Here is a 15,560-nt window from a genome sequence, read left to right on the forward strand (position 1 = left end):
GGTCAGACAATTCGCAAACTGTTCACCTTCGCAGCTCAGCGCCCTGTGCCGGGAACGCAGAGTGACCGACGTCATGCGGAGCGGGGTGGGTGCGGGCCTAGGCTGGTGCGGTGCTGACGACGCTGCTGCTCGACGTGGACGGCGTGCTGCTCGTGCCCGCGGGCAGCCTGCGGCCCAACGAGGAGCTGCTGGCCGCGCTGCCGCGGCTCGCGGTCGACGGGGTGTACCTGGTCACCAACCAGAACCCGCAGCGCGCGGCCGTGATCCGCGAGCTGCTCGGCGACCGGCCGGGGATCAGCGGGGTGCTGGTGTCGTACGAGCTGGGTTTCCTGAAGCCGCAGCCGGAGTTCTTCGCGCGGGCCCTGGCACAGATCGGGCGTACGCCCGGTGAGTGCCTGTTCGTCGACGACAAGCCCGGCTACGTCGCGGGCGGCACGGCCGCCGGGATCGACAGCGTGCTGTTCCGCGACAACGCCCAGCTGTTCGACCTGCTGCGGGAGCGCGGCCTGCGCTGACGCCCGCGCTCAGGACCCGGCGGGCAGTGCGTCGGCGGCGGAGGCGGGCGGCCGGTGCTTGACGCGGCGTAGTGACTTGGGCAGCAGCGCCTTCTCGACGAGGGCGAGGATGCCCTCCACGGCCAGGCAGAGCAGCGCCACCAGCGCGCCGCCGGCCAGCACCTGCCCGCCGCCGGCGGTCAGCCCCAGCCCGAAGCCCCGGCTGATGATCATGCCGAGGCCGCCGCCGTTGACGTACGCGGCCAGCGTCGCGGTCGCCACCACCTGCACCGCGGCGACCCGGAACCCGTTGGCCAGGTACGGCACCGCCAGCGGCAGTTCGACCTTGCGCAGCAGCTGCCAGCCGGACAGCCCCATGCCCCGGCCCGCGTCGCGCACCTCCGGATCGACCTCGCGCAGGCCCAGGTAGGCGTTGGCCAGCAGGGGCGGGATCGCGAACAGGGACAGCGCCAGGATGATCGCCGGCGGGCCGAAGCCGACCACGGTGAGCGGGAAGATGGTGAGCAGGGCCACCGTGGGCACGGCGCGGCTGAGGTTGGTCACCGTCACCACCGCGGGCCCGCCCCGCCCGACGTGGCCCATCCAGATGCCCAGCGGCCACGCCACCGCGCAGCCCAGCGCCACCGCCGCCGCGGAGATCCACAGGTGCTCGGTGGTACGCGCGATGATGCCGTCAGGGTTGGTCCAGTTCAGCGGGTCGTTCAGCCAGAGGATCGCATCCTCGATCACGCTCATGCCTTCTCCTCGCTGCGCTCGTCGGCGGCATGGGCGGCAGGCCCCTGATTCGCTCGCTGACGCTCGCTTGCCTTCTCCTCGCTGCGCTCGTCGGCGGCAAGGGCGGCAGCCCCCTGATTCGCTCGCTGACGCTCGCTCATGCGGCCCTCCGGCGGGTCCACGGCATGATGACCCGGCCGACGGCGAGCAGCACCAGGTCGAGCGCCAGCGCGAGCGCCACGCAGAGCAGCGTCGCGGTCATGATCTGCGGGCGGTAGAAGTTGCTGTTGAAGCCGCCGATGATCAGCTCGCCCAGGCCGCCCCAGCCGGCGATCTCGCCCACTGTGACCAGCGCCACCGTGGAGACCGTGGCGATGCGCAGGCCGGTCATGATGCCGGGCAGGGCCAGCGGCAGCTCGATGCGCCACAGCATGGCGCGCTTGCCGTAGCCCATGCCGCGGGCGCTGTCGAGCACGTCGGCGGGCACCTGCCGCAGTGCGGTCAGCGTGTTGCGCACGATGGTGAGCAGCGCGTACATCGTCAGTCCGATCAGCACGGTGGTCGGCGCGACGATGCCGGTGAACGGCGCGAGGAACGCGAACAGCGCCAGCGACGGGATGGTGTAGAGCACACCGGTGAAGCCGAGGATCGGCCCGGACAGCGAGCCGACGCGGTACGCCAGGATCGCCAGCGGGATCGCGATCGCCGTCGCCAGCGCCACAGCGACTAAGGTCAGGAAGAGATGTTCGCGCAGCGCGGCGAGCAGGGTGTCGGTGTTCTGGCTGACGTAGCTCCAGGAGAACCAGGGGTTGCGCGGATCGTCGCCCGGTGCGCCCCAGGCGAGCACGGCGTCGTGGACCTTGGAGGGCATAGGTGAACCGTACCGCTGCGGTGTCGATCAGGTTGGACGGCGTACGGAAGCAGTACGACGACGGCACGGTCGCGGTCCGCGAACTGAGCCTCGAACTGCCCGCCGGCGAGCTGACCGTGCTGGTCGGGCCGTCGGGCTGCGGCAAGTCCACCATCCTGCGGATGGTCAACCGGCTGATCGAGCCGACGGGCGGGCGGATGTGGCTCGGCGACCAGGAGATCACCGCGGTGGACCCGATCGCGCTGCGGCGGCGCATCGGCTACGTCATCCAGAACGTGGGCCTGTTCCCGCACCAGACCGTACGCGACAACGTCGGCACGGTGCCCAAGCTGCTCGGCTGGCCCCGGGCGCAGGTCGCCGACCGTACCGCCGAGCTGCTCGACCTGGTCGGCCTCGACCCGGCCCGCTACGCCGACCGCTACCCGAACGAGCTGTCCGGCGGGCAGCGACAGCGCGTCGGGGTGGCCCGGGCGCTGGCCGCCGACCCGGTGGTGCTGCTGATGGACGAGCCGTTCTCGGCCGTCGACCCGATCGTGCGAGGGCGGCTGCAGGACGAGTTCCTGCGCCTGCAGCAGACGGTCCGCAAGACCATCGTCTTCGTCACACACGACGTGGACGAGGCGGTGCGACTGGGCGACCGGATCGCGGTGCTGTCCGAGGGCGGCAAGCTGGAGCAGTTCGCGCCCCCGGCGGAACTGCTGGCCAAACCCGCGAACACGTTCGTCGCCGAGTTCGTCGGCGCGGACCGCGGCATCAAGCTGCTGGCGGTGACGCCGATCCCGCGCGAGGGCCTGCGCCCGATGCCGGACGGCAAGCATGAGGCACCGTCGGTGCCGGCGGACGGCTCGCTGCGCGACGCGCTCGCCGCGCTGCTGGAGGGCGACACCGGCTGGGTCGTCGTCCGCGACGGCGACGATGTCCTCGGCATCCTGACCCCCGCGGACGTCTACGCCGTCCTGCGCCGCTGACCGCACCTCACCCGCGGTCCGTGCTGCGGCGAGCGCGGCCCGACGCCGTCAGCCGTCCCCGTCGAGAGCGGGGCTGCCTGACGCGGCCGAGCCCGTGCGCGGCCGGCCGTCCGCCGTCAAGGTCGTCGGACTTGCCTGGCACCTGTGGGAAAGCGGGCTCAAGATACGCACAGGTGCCGGGCAAGCCGAGCGGTCATGGTGTGGCCGGCGGGCCGAACCAGGTGGTGAGGGCGGCCGGGAGGCCGGTGGGGTCGTCGGGGGCGAGCGAGACCCAGGCGACGTAGCCGTCGGGGCGGATCAGCAGGGCCGGGGGAGTGCCAGGGTCGCGGGGCGTCGCCCGGACCAGATCGACGCGGTCGCGCCAGGGGGCGGCCACCGCGGCCAGGTCCGGGCCGCCGGTGAGGTCGAGCAGGAGCGGCCGTGCGCCGCATTGCAGCGAGGCGAGCCGGATACGCCGGCCGTCGTGGGTCAGCCGCAGGTCGGGTGACATCCGGCCGAGCAGGGGACCGCCATCAGCCATCGGGTACGGCAGATCGAGACCCGCCACGGCACCGGCGACCTCGTGCAGGAAGCCGGGTTCGCGCAGGCGGGCCGCGTAGCGCTCGCGCCGGGCGGTGACCTCGTCGCCGGGTGCCATCAGCTCGGCCTGCTCGCGGGTGCGGTCCAGGGCGCGACGGGCCTGCGGCATCCGCTCCGACTGGTAGGTGTCCAGCAGCGCGTCCGGCGCCTGGCCGCGCGCCACCAGCGCCAGCTTCCAGGCCAGGTTGACCACGTCCTGCAGGCCGAGGTTGAGATTGGACCCGCCGAAGCCCGCGAAGACGTGGGCCGCGTCGCCCGCCACGAACACCCGGCCCGCGCGGTACGGGTCGGCCAGCCGGTTGTTGCGGTCGGTGAGCCGCCGCAGGATCCACCGCCGGCCGTCGGCGGGCGGCTGCGCGACCGGCACGTCCGCCCCGACCACCCGGGACAGGCTGGCCAGCGCCTCGGCGACGGACATCGGCACGTGCTCGCCCGGTGCCTCGGTGTCCCATTCGTGGGTGCTGAGCACGTGCACGCCGGGGATGAACGAGGCGAACGAGAACGCCCCGTGCGCGGTGCGGTGCAGCTGGTAGGGCCGGTACGCGCCGCCGTCGGCGGCGCGAAGCGCTCCGGCGGCGGTCAGGGCGGCCCGGGGCAGCACCACGTGCGCCATGCGGATGACGACCTCCCGGCTGGTCTCGCCGGGGAACCCGATCCCGGCGGCTTTGCGTACGGCGCTGTGCGACCCGTCGCAGCCCACCAGGTACGCCGCCCGCAGCCGGTACGGGCCGTCCGGGCCGTCGACCTCGACGGTGACGCCGTCGGCGTCCTGGGCCAGGCCGGTGAACACGTGTCCACGCCGGATCTCCGCGCCCAGCGCGAGGGCATGCCGCTCGAACGTCCGCTCCATCCGGAGCTGCGGCACCGCGAGCACGTGCAGCGGGTTGGCGTCGCGCAGGCGGCGCAGGTCGAGGCGGAACCCGGCGTGCGAGAAGGCCCGTACGGGGCGGGGGCGGTCCCCGTACGCCCCGGTGAACCAGCGCTGGACCAGGGCCTTGGGCCCGCGGCTGTGCCGGGCCAGGGTGCGGTACAGACCGCGCCGGTACAGCACGGTGACCACCTGGCCGACCAGCCCGTTGGCGCGTGGCACCGGGTCGGGCTCGGTCCGGCGTTCCAGCACCACCGCGCGTACCCCGGCCAGGCGCAGCTCGGCGGCGAGCAGCAGCCCGGTCGGGCCGCCTCCGGAGATCACCACGTCGGCGTCCATCGCTGCCTCCCCTCGAACGTTGTTGTCAACCGTAGTTGACACCAGGGGCGAGCGTCAACCTGGGTTGACAGGCGGAGTCGGCCCATCGCCGTGCGCCGATGCCTTCTGCTACCGTGCGACGGGTGACCACACTGGACGCGCTCGCGGCCGCGTACACCCAGTGGGTCATGCCTGATCTTCCGCTCTACGGCGACGACCACGAACGTGGTGACCTCGCTCCCTGACGGTTCGTGCCCTTCTGCGAACCCGTCCGCCTCGTCTCAGGGGAGCCCTCACCATGTCCGTCGAACCGACCACCGTCACCGTGCCCGAAAACCCGTCCGCCGTCCGCGAGCCCGGCACGGCCTCATCCGCGTTCCTGTCCGTCCTGCGCTCCGCCCAGGTGCCCCGCATCCTCGTCGCGAGCCTCGTCGGGCGGCTGCCGCTCGGGGCCGCGCCGCTGGCCCTGCTGCTGGCCGCCCGCGAATCGATGTCCCTGGGCTGGGCCGGGGTGCTCGTCGGCGCGTACACCGCCGGCAGCGCCGTGGGCCAGCCCGTCGTCGGCCGCCTCGCCGACCGCGGCCGGCAGGGGCCGCCGCTGTGGGGTGCGGTAGCCGTGTCCACCGTCGCGTTCGCCGTGCTCGCCCTGCGTCCCGATCCGCCCGTCGCGGTCGTGGCGGCCGCCCTCGCCGGGCTCGGCACGCCGCCGTTCGAGGCGTGCCTGCGCGCGCTGTGGCGTGACGTCGTCGACGAGCGGCTGGTGCCGACGGCGTACACCCTCGACGTCACCGCGCAGGAACTCATCTTCGTGGTCGGGCCGCTGCTGGCGACGGCTGCCGTGGCCCTCGGCGGGCCGTCGGCCGGACTGCTGGCCATCGCGGCCGTGCAGTTGGCGGGTACCGCGCTGTACACCACCGCGCCCGCGGTGCGCCGCCTGCGGTCGGTGCCGGTGGCCCGGCACTGGAGCGGGCCGCTGCGCTCCGGTCGCCTGCTCCGGATCCTGGCCGCCACCGTGCTCATCGGGTTCGGCATCGGCGCGACGACCGTCGCCGTCACCGATCATGCGGCCGCGGCGGGTCGCCCGTCCTGGGGCGGCTGGCTGCTGGCCGCCCAGGCGGCCGGGGCGCTGGCGGGCGGCCTGGCCTTCGCGCGGCTGGTCTCCGCGAACCCCGCACGGCGGCTGGCAGGTGTCGCGGTCCTGCTGGGCGCGAGCTACCTGCCGTTGGCGCTCACCCTGTCGCTGCCGCTGACCGGGCTGGCCCTGGTCGTCACCGGGCTGTGGCTGCCACCCGTGCTCACCGGCGTCTTCCTCGTAGTCGACCGGATCGCGCCGGAGGGGACCGCGGTGGAGGCGTTCGCCTGGGTCGCGACGGCGTTCGCGGTGGGCAGCGCCGCGGGTGCGGCCGTGGCCGGTACGGTCACCGAGGGCTCGGGCGCGGCGGCCGGGTTCCTGCTCGCGCCGCCGGCCATCCTGTGCGGGGCCGGGTTGCTCGCGCGGCTCATCCCCGCGCGCGGCGGACGAGCCCTGAGCTGACCTGGGGGAAGCCGGGGTGGGGGTGCATCGAGGCGCGGCGCGCGCCCACCCCGGTCTGCCCTCATGCCCGGCCGCTGCTGCTGAGCGTGTGCCGTGCGGAGGCCGCAGCCGCTGTATTCGCGTCGGGGCCGCCGTCATGGGTCGGCGTCGCGTCAGGCGTGCCCGGCGCGCCGGTAGGCGTCGGACGGCGGTCCATCTCCCGCCAGATGCCGGGCGAGAGCACAGGCAGCAGTGTCGCGCCGAGGTAGCACGCGCCGAAGATCAGCAGCGCCGGGGTGAGGCCGAGGTGCTGCACCGCCCAGCCGCCGAGCAGGCTGCCCAGCGGGATGCCCGCGAACCCGATCGCGTTGGACAGGCTGAGCACCCGGGCCTGCAGGTGCGCGGGCACCCGCTCGAACATGGTCGCCGCCAGGATCGGGTTGACCGCGGCCATCGCCAGCCCGGAGGCGAAGCCCGCGACCAGCACCAGCGTCAGGTCGTCGGCCAGCGCCATCACGGCCAGCCGGGGCGAGCCGCCGATCAGGAAGCCGATGGTGAACACGGCGTAGCGCGGCGCACGTGGCGCGAGCGCGGTGAAGACCACGTTGCCCAGCACCGCGCCCAGCCCGAAGGCTGCGCTCACCCAGCCCAGCGCCTCCGGCGAGCCGAGCACCCGGTCGACCCAGACCGGCACGAACACGGCGGCGTTGGCCTGGTCGGCCAGGTTGGTGACGAACAGCATGGCCAGGATGCCCGTCATCAGCCGGCTGCCGCGCAGGAAGTCCACGCCGCCGCGCAGCGCCGTCAGGTAGGGCTCCGGCGGCGGCGCGTCGTCGTCGGTGTCCCGAGTGCCGGCCGGGACCAGTGCGGCCACCAGCATCGCGCAGGCCACGAATGAGACGCCGTCGAGCAGCAGCGCGCCCGGTGCTTCGAGCCACGCGATCAACACCCCGCCCGCCGCTGCGCCGAGCAGCCCGGCCAGCCGGTTAACGCCGTCGTACACGGTGGTGGCACGGGTCATGTCCACCCCGGACGCGGCGATGGTCGAGGGCAGCAGCACCCGCTTGGCGCAGTCGCCGAGCCCGCGCAGCGCCCCGGCGAGCACGAGCAGCACCAGCAGCAGGCCGAACCCGCCGCGCTGCCCCAACGCCACCGCCGCCATCACGACGGCACTGCCCAGGTCGGCGACGATGGACACGCGACGCGGCCCGATCCGGTCGACCAGGGGCGCGCCGAGCGGTCCGATCAGGACGTACGGCAGCAGCTCGGCCGCCGCGGCCAGGCCCATCAGGGACGGGCTGCCCGTGGTGACCAGCACCAGCCACGGGACGGCCAGGAACGTCAGCACGCTGCCGACCTTCGACACGGTGCCCGCGATCAGCAGGCCCACCAGGCCTTTCATGCCGGCTCCTCGGGAAACGGCAGCACCTGGAACTGCACGTGGACCCGGGCGGTGCCCTCGGGCGCGGCGGCGTCGAGGTCGAAGCGCCGGTAGCGCTCGAACACGGCGAACAGCTCGGCCTGCAGTTCGTGTGTCTCCTCGGGTGTGAGCTGCCCGGTCCAGTCGCTGATCGTGCCGACGCCCTGCCACTGCGGGGGACGGGTGGCGTACTCGTCGAGGGCTCGGTCGACGCGGGCGGCGTACTGGGCGGCCACGGCGCGCAGGTAGGCCTCGAAGTCGCCGAAGGACTCGGGATCGACATTCTCGACGGTGGTGCCGCGGTGGGCGGCGCGCCACCAGCGTTCGCGGTTGTTGCCGCGGGCCGGTTCGTCGGTCACGAAGCCGTACAGGGCGAGCTGGCGCAGGTGGTAGCTGGTGGCGGCGCTGGACTGGCCCAGCTGGGCGGCGAGCAGGGTGGCGGTGGAGGGGCCCCGCTCGCGCAGCAGGCCGAGCAGGCGTACGCGCAGGGGGTGGGCGAGGCCCCGCAGGGTCCGCGGGTCGAGGGTGATCCGGTCGGCGGCGCTCATAACCGCCAAGATATCTTTGCAAAGACATCTTGGCAATCGGCCCCTCCCTCGCCGGCGACGCCCGCCAGGCTTGCCTCTCACCGCGAACCGGCGGGCGGAGATCGCTGTTTGTGTTCAGAATCCGAGCTCTGGGCACACTCCTGACCGCAACAGCGATCCCCACCTCCAGCGCGGAGCCACCGCCCGGCTCGGCCCAGCGAGGATCGCTGGGGACGTTAAGAAGGGCACCTTCTACATCGCATAGCGATGTGAAGGTGCCCTTCCTTTCATCCCCCCGGGGGTTGGCTACTCGTGGGCGATGGCGGTGAGGACGTTGATGCGGGCGGCGCGGATGGCGGGCAGGACGGCGGCCAGGACGCCGAGGGCGGCACCGGCGGCCAGGTAGAGGCCGATGGCGGGCCAGGGGACGGCGAGGGTGTTCAGGCCCTCGTCGGCCAGGCCCTGGACCACGGCCGCGCCGAGTCCGATGCCGACGGCCACGCCCAGCAGCACGCCGAACACCGTGATCACCACAGCCTCGACGGTGATCATGCGCATGGTCGCCGCCCGGCTGAGCCCGATGGCGCGCAGCAGGCCCAGCTCGCGGGTGCGCTCCAGCACCGACAGCGCCAGGGTGTTGATGACGCCCAGCACCGCGATGACGATGGCCAGGCCCAGCAGGATCTGGATCATGAGGAGCAGCTGGGCGCCCTCGCCCAGTTCCCGGTCCAGGTACTGCTGCTTGTCCTCGACCAGCATCTCCGGGCTGTCGACCAGCAGCGCCTCCAGGCCCGTACGGGCCGCCGCGGCGTCCGCGCCGTCGGCGAGCCGGACGTACGCGAACGACGGCTGCGGGAAGCGCATCCCCGGCACCACGTCCGTGCCGAAGATGAAGCCGCCGTAGAACGGCGCCCGCTCGTAGACGCCGCTGATCCGGTACGTCGTCGGCTCGCCCTTGGGCAGCTTCACGGTGACCGTGCTGCCGACGGCCAGCCCGGCCTCGGTGGCGTTCTCGTTGTCGACGACGACCTCGCCCGGCCCCGGCTGGGCCAGCGAACCCGCGACCTTCACCAGCGACAGGTCCCGGACGACGGCCGGCAGGTCGGTGACCGCGGCCGCCCAGCTCGGCTCCTCGTTGATGAGGGCCTGGTCGTTGTACTCGGCGGTGACCGTGCCGATACCGGGCACCGCCCGCATCCGCGGCAGCAGCGCCTCGTCGAACGTCGGCAGCACGCCCGGCGACTCCTGGCCCGAGATGATCAGGTCGGCCTGGAAGCCGGTCTCGGCGTCGCCGCGCAGGCTCTTGTCGGCCGAGGAGATCGTGGTGTTCACGCCGGTGATCAGGGCGACCCCGACCATCAGCGCGGCCGCGGTGATCGCGGTACGGCGCGGGTTGCGGCCGGAGTTGAGCCGCCCCAGCCGTCCCGGCACCGACCAGGAGAACAGCCGGCCGAGCACGGACACCACCGGGCGGGCCAGCACCGGGCTCAGCAGCGACACCCCGATGAAGGTGGCGAGCACCCCGCCCAGCAGCAGCCACATCACCGCGTCGCCGCTGCTGGCGAGCCCGAACGCGATAGCGCCGGCGCCCAGCGCGCCGATCACGGCGCCGCTGATCGTCAGCCTGGTGAGCGGGCGGTCCGGGGTGGCGACCTCCTGCAGCGCGGCGACCGGGGGCACCCGGGAGGCGCGCACCGCGGGCAGCAGCGCCGCGATCACGGTGACGCCGATGCCGACGGCGAACGCGCTGATCACGGCGGCGAGCGGTACGCCGATGGAGGCCAGCACGATGCTGGTGAAGTCGGCGGCGAGTTTCGCCAGCAGCGCGCCGACGCCGACGCCCGCGGCCAGGCCGAGCACCGAGGCGAGCAGGCCGATGGCCAGCGCCTCGACCATGACCGAGCCGATGACCTGGCGGCGGCTCGCGCCCAGCGCCCGGCTGAGCGCGAGTTCCCTGGTCCGCTGCGCCACGATGATCGAGAACGTGTTGAGGATGAGGAAGGTGCCGACGAACAGCGCCACCCCGGCGAAGCCGAGCAGGATGTTGTTGAACAGCGACAGGAACGACTTGAAGCCGCCGGCGATGGCCGCGGCTGCCTCCTGCCCGGTCTGCACGACGTACTTGTCGCCGAGCCGCGACTTGATCGCGTCGCGCAGGGCGGCGGGATCGGTGCCGGGCGCGGCGGTCACGCTCAGGCTGGTGTACGCGCCGGGCGCGCCCAGCATCAGCTCCTGGGCCACCGGCTCGGTGAACCGGACCTCGTGCACCGGTCCCTGGCCGGGCAGCCCGCCCTCGTAGCCGAAGACGCCGACGAGCGTGAACATCTGCTTGGGTTTGGTGGTCAGCACGCCGACTCGGTCGCCGACCTTGAGCTTGCTCAGCTCGGCCAGGGTCACGTTGACCGCGATCTCGTCGGCCGCGGTCGGCCCGCGGCCCTCACGCAGTTCCAGGCCGCCGGTCTCGCCGGTCCAGTTCGCGCCGAAGCGCGGCGGGCCGAACGAGGCGACGACCTTGCCGTCCGTGCCGATCACGCGGGCGCCGTCGGCCTGCACCACGCCGACGGCCTCGGCGACGCCGGGCACGGCGGCCACCGCGTCGCGGTCGGCGGCGGCGAGCATGCCGGGCACCGACTCGCCCTCCAGCTCGGACACGTCGATGGCCGGGCGGGCGGTGACCAGCACATCGGTCTCGGCCATGGCCGAGGAGAACATGTTGTCGAACGAGCGGCCCAGCGCGTCGGTCAGCACGAACGAGCCGGACACGAACATCACGCCCAGCAGCACGGCCAGGCCCGACAGGACCAGGCGCAGCTTGCGGGCGAGCAGGCTCTTCAGGGTGGCGCGCAGCATCAGAGGTCGGTCCCCAGCGGCGCGGGGCGGTCCAGGCTCTTCAGGGTGTCCAGCACCCGCTCCGGGGTGGGCGCGGTCAGCTCGGCGACGATCTGGCCGTCGGCGAGGAAGATGACCCGGTCGGCGTACGAGGCGGCGACGGCGTCGTGGGTGACCATGACGATCGTCTGGCCGTACTCGGTGACGCTGCGGCGCAGGAAGCCCAGCACCTCGGCGCCGGAGCGGCTGTCCAGGTTGCCCGTCGGCTCGTCGGCGAAGACGACCTCCGGCCGGGACACGAGCGCGCGGGCGCAGGCGACGCGCTGCTGCTGGCCGCCGGAGAGCTGGCTCGGGCGGTGGCCGAGCCGGTCGCCCAGGCCCACCGTCTCGATGACCGTCTTGAACCACTGCGGGTCCGCCTTGCGCCCGGCGATCGCGAGCGGGAGCAGGATGTTCTCCTCGGCGGTCAGCGTCGGCAGCAGGTTGAACTGCTGGAAGATGAAACCGATCTTCTCGCGGCGCAGCCGGGTCAGCCCGGCGTCGGACAGGCCGGTGACCTCGGTGTCGCCGACGAAGACCTGGCCGCGGCTGACCGAGTCCAGGCCCGCGAGGCAGTGCATGAGGGTGGACTTGCCGGAGCCGGACGGGCCCATGATGGCGGTGAAGCGGCCGCGCTCGAGCTCGACGTCGACCCCGCGCAGGGCGACCACCTGTGCCTCGCCGGTGCCGTACACCTTCCACACCTGGGACGCGCGGGCGGCGGAGGTCTCCGCGCGCTGGCGGGTCAGGGGCGGGGCTGCTGTTGTCATGAGTTCTTCCCTCGGCGGGTCGGCGACATGGACCGGCCGGCCGCGTAGCCAAGGCGGGGGCACGCGACCGGCCGGTGTACTCATCGTCGGCGGGGAAAGCGCCGCGGACCTCGGCCCGCGGGGTGAGCGTCCCCGGGCTTCCGCACGCGGGGAAGGCCCCACGCCCGGGTCAGGGGCGACCCTGACCCGGGCGGGCGGCTACTCGTAGGAGATGGCGTCCAGCACGTTGAGCCGGGCCGCCATGCGCGCCGGGATGACCGCCGCGAGCACGCCGGCCACGACCGCGGCCAGGAGGTACTGCCCCAGCTCCAGCCACGGGATCGCGATGACCGTCGCGAACTCCAGCGTCATCAGCGCCTTGGTGAACGCGGCCCCGAGACCGACCCCGAGAGCCAACCCGAGGAAGACCCCGAACACCGTGATCAGCACCGACTCGACGGTGACCATCCAGACCAGGCCCGACCGGCTCAGCCCGACCGCGCGGACCAGGCCCAGCTCGCGGGTGCGCTCGACGATGCTGAGCACCAGCGTGTTCAGGATGCCCAGCAGCGCGATGACCAGGGCCACCAGCAGCAGGATCTGCACCGCGATCAGCAGGAAGTCGTAGCTGGCGGTGGCCTGGTCGACGTAGGACTGCCGATCGCCGACCTGCACGCCCGGGTAGTCCTTCATGATCGTCTCGATCTTCTCGACCACGGGGGCCGCGTCGACGCCGTCGTTCAGCGAGACGAAGCCCTGGAACGCCAGCGGCCCGGGGAAGTCCGCGACCGCGGCCTCGCCGACCAGGATGCCCTGGATGATCGGCGTCGCCTGGTACACGCCGACCACGGTGTAGTCGCGGGTCACCCCGCCGATCACCACCGGGGTCCGGTCGCCCGCCTTGAGCTTGAGCGTCTCGGCGATGTTGTCGTCGAGCACCAGCTCCTGCGCGGCCAGGGTGCGGATCTGGCCGTCGGTCGCGTCGAACGGGAACATGCGCGAGGCCTGGCCGACGTCGGTGGCGAAGATGCCGAACGCCTGCGGCTGCCCGGCGACGCTCACCCCGAGCGCGTCGAAGTGCCAGGCCGCGGCCTCCTTCACGCCCGGTATGGCGCGTACCTGGTCCAGCGCCTTCGGGTTGAAGCCCTGCCGGCCGTCGGGGGCGGCGGTGACGTTCGCCTGGATCATCACCTCGACGCCGATGTTGTCGCCCATGATGTCCTCAAGACTGGTCTTGAAGGACTGGACCACGGTCGCGGTCATGCCGATCACGGTGACGCCGATGATGATCGCGGCGGCGGTGACGGCGGTGCGGCGCGGGTTGCGCGCCGCGTTGCGCACCCCGAGGTTGCCGGCCGAGCCCCGGCCGATCAGCGCCCCCAGCCCGCGCACGATGGGGCGGGCCAGCAGCGGCGACAGCAGCAGCGCCCCGATGAACACCAGCACCGCGCCGCCGAGCAGCACCAGGAACGCGGTGCCGCCCAGGTCGGCGAACGCGCCGAGCAGCACCAGGCCGATGCCGGGCAGCGCGAACACCGCCCCGACGATCGACAGCGCGGTCAGCGACTTGTCCGGGCGCACCACGTCGCGCATCGCGGCCACCGGCGGCACCGACGAAGCCCGCACCGCGGGCACGAACGCGGCGATCAGCGTCACCACGACACCCAGCAGGTAGGCCAGGATCACCGTGAGCGGCGCGATCACCAGCCCGGCCGCGGGCAGCTCCACCTGGCTGGTGATCGCCGCCTCGCCCGCCGCGGCGACGCCGATGCCGGCCGCGAGTCCGACGGTCGCGCCGACCAGGCTGACGATCAGCGCCTCCAGCAGCACCGATCCAGCGACCTGACCCCACCCGGCGCCCAGCGCCCGCAGCAGCGCCAGCTCACGGGTGCGCTGCGCGACGATGATGTTGAAGGTGTTGAAGATCAGGAAGATGCCGACCACGCCCGCGACCACCGCGAACCCGATCAGGATGTACTTGAACACGTCGAACAGCACGCCGACCTGCGCCGACTGCTCCTCGCTGCTCTCCTGCCCGGTCAGCGCCTTGAACCCGGCCGGCAGCTTCTCGACGATCCGCTGCTTGAGCGTGTCGTCGCTGACACCGTCCTCGGCGGCGAACGACGCGCCACCGTACAGGCCGGTGCCGCCGTAGAAGGTCTGCTGCGCGAACGCCTGCTGGAACATGACCACGACCTCGCCGGCGAGGCTGTCCCGGCCGCCGGAGTAGCCGGCCACGCCGACGACGGTGAACGAGCGCGGCTCGTTGAGCACCGGCAGGTACACCTTCAGCTGCTCGCCGCGCTTGACCTTGGCCAGCTCGGCGGTGTGCGCGGTGATCGTCACCTCGCCCTCGGCGGTGGGCCAGCGACCCTCGCGCAGCTCGACCAGGCCCAGCGGGTCGTCGTTGCCGTCCACGCCGAAGCCGAGCGCCGCGTCGGCGCTGACCGGCTCGCCGTCGGTGGCCCGGAACGGGATCACGCCCTGGGCGCTGACGTCCGGCGAGACGGCCTTGACGCCGTCGACCTCGGACAGGGCGCGCAGCTGCGCGTCGGTCAGCCGGGCGGGCTCGACCGCCTGCGGGTCCTTGGCAGCCACCACCACCGACACGTTCTGGTTGATGGTGCTGAACAGGGCGGTGAACCGCGCGTTCAGGGTGTCCGACAGCACCAGGCTGCCGGCCAGGAACGCCACCGACAGCACGATGGCGAAGACGGCCAGCGACAGGCGCAGTTTGCGCTGCAGCAGGCCGCGGAGGCTGGCCTTGATCATTCGGAGGCTCCCGTGGCGGTCGCCGCCGGGGAGTCCTCGGCGGTGCGCTGTCCGGGCGGGCCGTCGGGGCCGCCCGTCGGCGAGGACACGACGTCCAGACGCTTGATCCGGTCGAGCACCGCGTCCGCGGTCGGCTCGCGCAGCTCGTCGACGATCTGCCCGTCGGCGAGGAAGATGACCCGGTCGGCGTAGCTGGCCGCGTTCGCGTCGTGGGTGACCATGACGATGGTCTGGCCGTGCTCGGTGACGCTGCGGCGCAGGAAGCTCAGGATCTCCGCGCCGGAGCGGCTGTCCAGGTTGCCGGTCGGCTCGTCGGCGAAGATGACCTCGGGCTGCGACACCAGCGCCCGCGCGCACGCGACGCGCTGCTGCTGGCCGCCGGAGAGCTGGTTCGGGCGGTGGTGCAGCCGGTCGCCCAGGCCCACCGTCTCGATGACCGTCTTGAACCACTGCGGGTCGGGCTTGCGCCCGGCGATGGCCAGCGGGAGCAGGATGTTCTCCTCCGCGGTCAGCGTCGGCAGCAGGTTGAACTGCTGGAAGATGAAGCCGACCTTCTCGCGGCGCAGCCGGGTCAGACCCGCGTCGCCCAGGCCGTTCAGGGCCGTGTCGCCGATGGCGAGCTGACCGCGGGTGGCCGAGTCCAGGCCCGCCATGCAGTGCATCAGGGTGGACTTGCCGCTGCCGGACGGGCCCATGATGGCCGTGAACCGGCCGCGTTCGAGCTCGACGCTCACCCCGCGCAGGGCGATCACCTGCGCCTCGCCCGAGCCGTACACCTTCCAAAGATCAGCCGCGCGGGCCGCGGCGCCGGCGCCGGCGGCGGGTGTGTCGATTACCGGAGAAGTCATGCCCACAGGCTGTCAGCGCCTGTCCACCCC

General features: G+C 73.0%; 12 protein-coding genes and 1 pseudogene. 3 read left to right on the forward strand and 10 right to left on the reverse strand.

The features are described 5' to 3' along the window. Window positions 1-110 precede the first annotated feature (110 nt). Window positions 111-515: an HAD family hydrolase gene (locus tag F6W97_RS38875; RefSeq protein WP_155375608.1), complete on the forward strand. Its 405-nt coding sequence runs from the start codon at window positions 111-113 to the stop codon at window positions 513-515. A gap of 9 nt (window positions 516-524) precedes the next feature. On the opposite strand, the gene F6W97_RS38880 is transcribed toward F6W97_RS38875, so the two are convergent. From F6W97_RS38880 to F6W97_RS38890, 3 genes are read right to left on the reverse strand one after another with little or no spacing between them, the layout of a single operon-like run. Continuing rightward, complete coding sequence (locus F6W97_RS38880) at window positions 525-1,250, reverse strand: ABC transporter permease (RefSeq protein ID WP_155375609.1); 726 nt, start codon at window positions 1,248-1,250, stop codon at window positions 525-527. Then, window positions 1,247-1,390 (reverse strand): hypothetical protein, encoded by a 144-nt coding sequence (locus tag F6W97_RS38885; RefSeq protein ID WP_155375610.1) that lies wholly within the window; start codon window positions 1,388-1,390, stop codon window positions 1,247-1,249. Before F6W97_RS38885 ends, F6W97_RS38880 begins: the two co-directional genes overlap by 4 nt. Then, entirely contained in the window at window positions 1,387-2,100 is a 714-nt protein-coding gene (locus F6W97_RS38890; protein ID WP_155375611.1) for an ABC transporter permease, read from the reverse strand. The genes F6W97_RS38885 and F6W97_RS38890 overlap by 4 nt, the downstream gene beginning before the upstream one ends. A gap of 2 nt (window positions 2,101-2,102) precedes the next feature. On the opposite strand from F6W97_RS38890, the gene F6W97_RS38895 reads away from it, so the two are divergent. Next, a complete protein-coding gene (locus F6W97_RS38895) occupies window positions 2,103-3,068 on the forward strand; it encodes an ABC transporter ATP-binding protein (RefSeq protein ID WP_155375612.1) in 966 nt (321 codons plus the stop codon). Between the two features lie 193 nt (window positions 3,069-3,261). On the opposite strand, the gene F6W97_RS38900 is transcribed toward F6W97_RS38895, so the two are convergent. Beyond that, window positions 3,262-4,854: an FAD-dependent monooxygenase gene (locus F6W97_RS38900; protein WP_155375613.1), complete on the reverse strand. Its 1,593-nt coding sequence runs from the start codon at window positions 4,852-4,854 to the stop codon at window positions 3,262-3,264. Between the two features lie 277 nt (window positions 4,855-5,131). Here F6W97_RS38900 and F6W97_RS38905 point away from each other — a divergent pair, with 277 nt between their 5' ends. Next, window positions 5,132-6,367, forward strand: a complete 1,236-nt coding sequence (locus tag F6W97_RS38905; RefSeq protein ID WP_155375614.1) for an MFS transporter — start codon at window positions 5,132-5,134, stop codon at window positions 6,365-6,367. Between the two features lie 61 nt (window positions 6,368-6,428). Here the strand turns inward: F6W97_RS38905 and F6W97_RS38910 are convergent, their stop codons facing one another. The 6 genes and pseudogenes from F6W97_RS38910 to F6W97_RS38935 form a co-directional block, all read right to left on the reverse strand. Continuing rightward, complete coding sequence (locus F6W97_RS38910; RefSeq protein WP_155375615.1) at window positions 6,429-7,748, reverse strand: MFS transporter; 1,320 nt, start codon at window positions 7,746-7,748, stop codon at window positions 6,429-6,431. After that, window positions 7,745-8,314 carry a helix-turn-helix domain-containing protein gene (locus F6W97_RS38915; RefSeq protein ID WP_155375616.1) on the reverse strand — a complete coding sequence of 190 codons (570 nt, stop codon included), beginning with the start codon at window positions 8,312-8,314 and terminating at the stop codon, window positions 7,745-7,747. The genes F6W97_RS38910 and F6W97_RS38915 overlap by 4 nt, the downstream gene beginning before the upstream one ends. A 285-nt stretch (window positions 8,315-8,599) precedes the next feature. Then, window positions 8,600-11,143 (reverse strand): ABC transporter permease, encoded by a 2,544-nt coding sequence (locus F6W97_RS38920; RefSeq protein ID WP_155375617.1) that lies wholly within the window; start codon window positions 11,141-11,143, stop codon window positions 8,600-8,602. Then, window positions 11,143-11,931: an ABC transporter ATP-binding protein gene (locus F6W97_RS38925; protein WP_155375618.1), complete on the reverse strand. Its 789-nt coding sequence runs from the start codon at window positions 11,929-11,931 to the stop codon at window positions 11,143-11,145. Before F6W97_RS38925 ends, F6W97_RS38920 begins: the two co-directional genes overlap by 1 nt. A 198-nt stretch (window positions 11,932-12,129) precedes the next feature. Next, window positions 12,130-14,682, reverse strand: a complete 2,553-nt coding sequence (locus F6W97_RS38930) for an ABC transporter permease (RefSeq protein ID WP_155375619.1) — start codon at window positions 14,680-14,682, stop codon at window positions 12,130-12,132. Window positions 14,683-14,774: 92 nt separating this feature from the next. Further along, window positions 14,775-15,530, reverse strand: a pseudogene (locus F6W97_RS38935) (ABC transporter ATP-binding protein); the annotation flags it as partial. Window positions 15,531-15,560: the final 30 nt, after the last annotated feature.

Origin of the sequence: Catellatospora vulcania (genome assembly GCF_009720385.1) — a bacterium.
GTDB lineage: Bacteria > Actinomycetota > Actinomycetes > Mycobacteriales > Micromonosporaceae > Catellatospora > Catellatospora vulcania.

Excerpts from the sequence above, each read along its gene's own strand:
- F6W97_RS38880 (WP_155375609.1), bottom strand. The coding sequence starts at position 1,250 with ATGAGCGTGATCGAGGATGCGATCCTCTGGCTGAACGACCCGCTGAAC.
- F6W97_RS38885 (WP_155375610.1), bottom strand. The coding sequence starts at position 1,390 with ATGAGCGAGCGTCAGCGAGCGAATCAGGGGGCTGCCGCCCTTGCCGCC.
- F6W97_RS38890 (WP_155375611.1), bottom strand. The coding sequence starts at position 2,100 with ATGCCCTCCAAGGTCCACGACGCCGTGCTCGCCTGGGGCGCACCGGGC.
- F6W97_RS38900 (WP_155375613.1), bottom strand. The coding sequence starts at position 4,854 with ATGGACGCCGACGTGGTGATCTCCGGAGGCGGCCCGACCGGGCTGCTG.
- F6W97_RS38905 (WP_155375614.1), top strand. The coding sequence starts at position 5,132 with ATGTCCGTCGAACCGACCACCGTCACCGTGCCCGAAAACCCGTCCGCC.
- F6W97_RS38910 (WP_155375615.1), bottom strand. The coding sequence starts at position 7,748 with ATGAAAGGCCTGGTGGGCCTGCTGATCGCGGGCACCGTGTCGAAGGTC.
- F6W97_RS38915 (WP_155375616.1), bottom strand. The coding sequence starts at position 8,314 with ATGAGCGCCGCCGACCGGATCACCCTCGACCCGCGGACCCTGCGGGGC.
- F6W97_RS38920 (WP_155375617.1), bottom strand. The coding sequence starts at position 11,143 with ATGCTGCGCGCCACCCTGAAGAGCCTGCTCGCCCGCAAGCTGCGCCTG.
- F6W97_RS38925 (WP_155375618.1), bottom strand. The coding sequence starts at position 11,931 with ATGACAACAGCAGCCCCGCCCCTGACCCGCCAGCGCGCGGAGACCTCC.
- F6W97_RS38930 (WP_155375619.1), bottom strand. The coding sequence starts at position 14,682 with ATGATCAAGGCCAGCCTCCGCGGCCTGCTGCAGCGCAAACTGCGCCTG.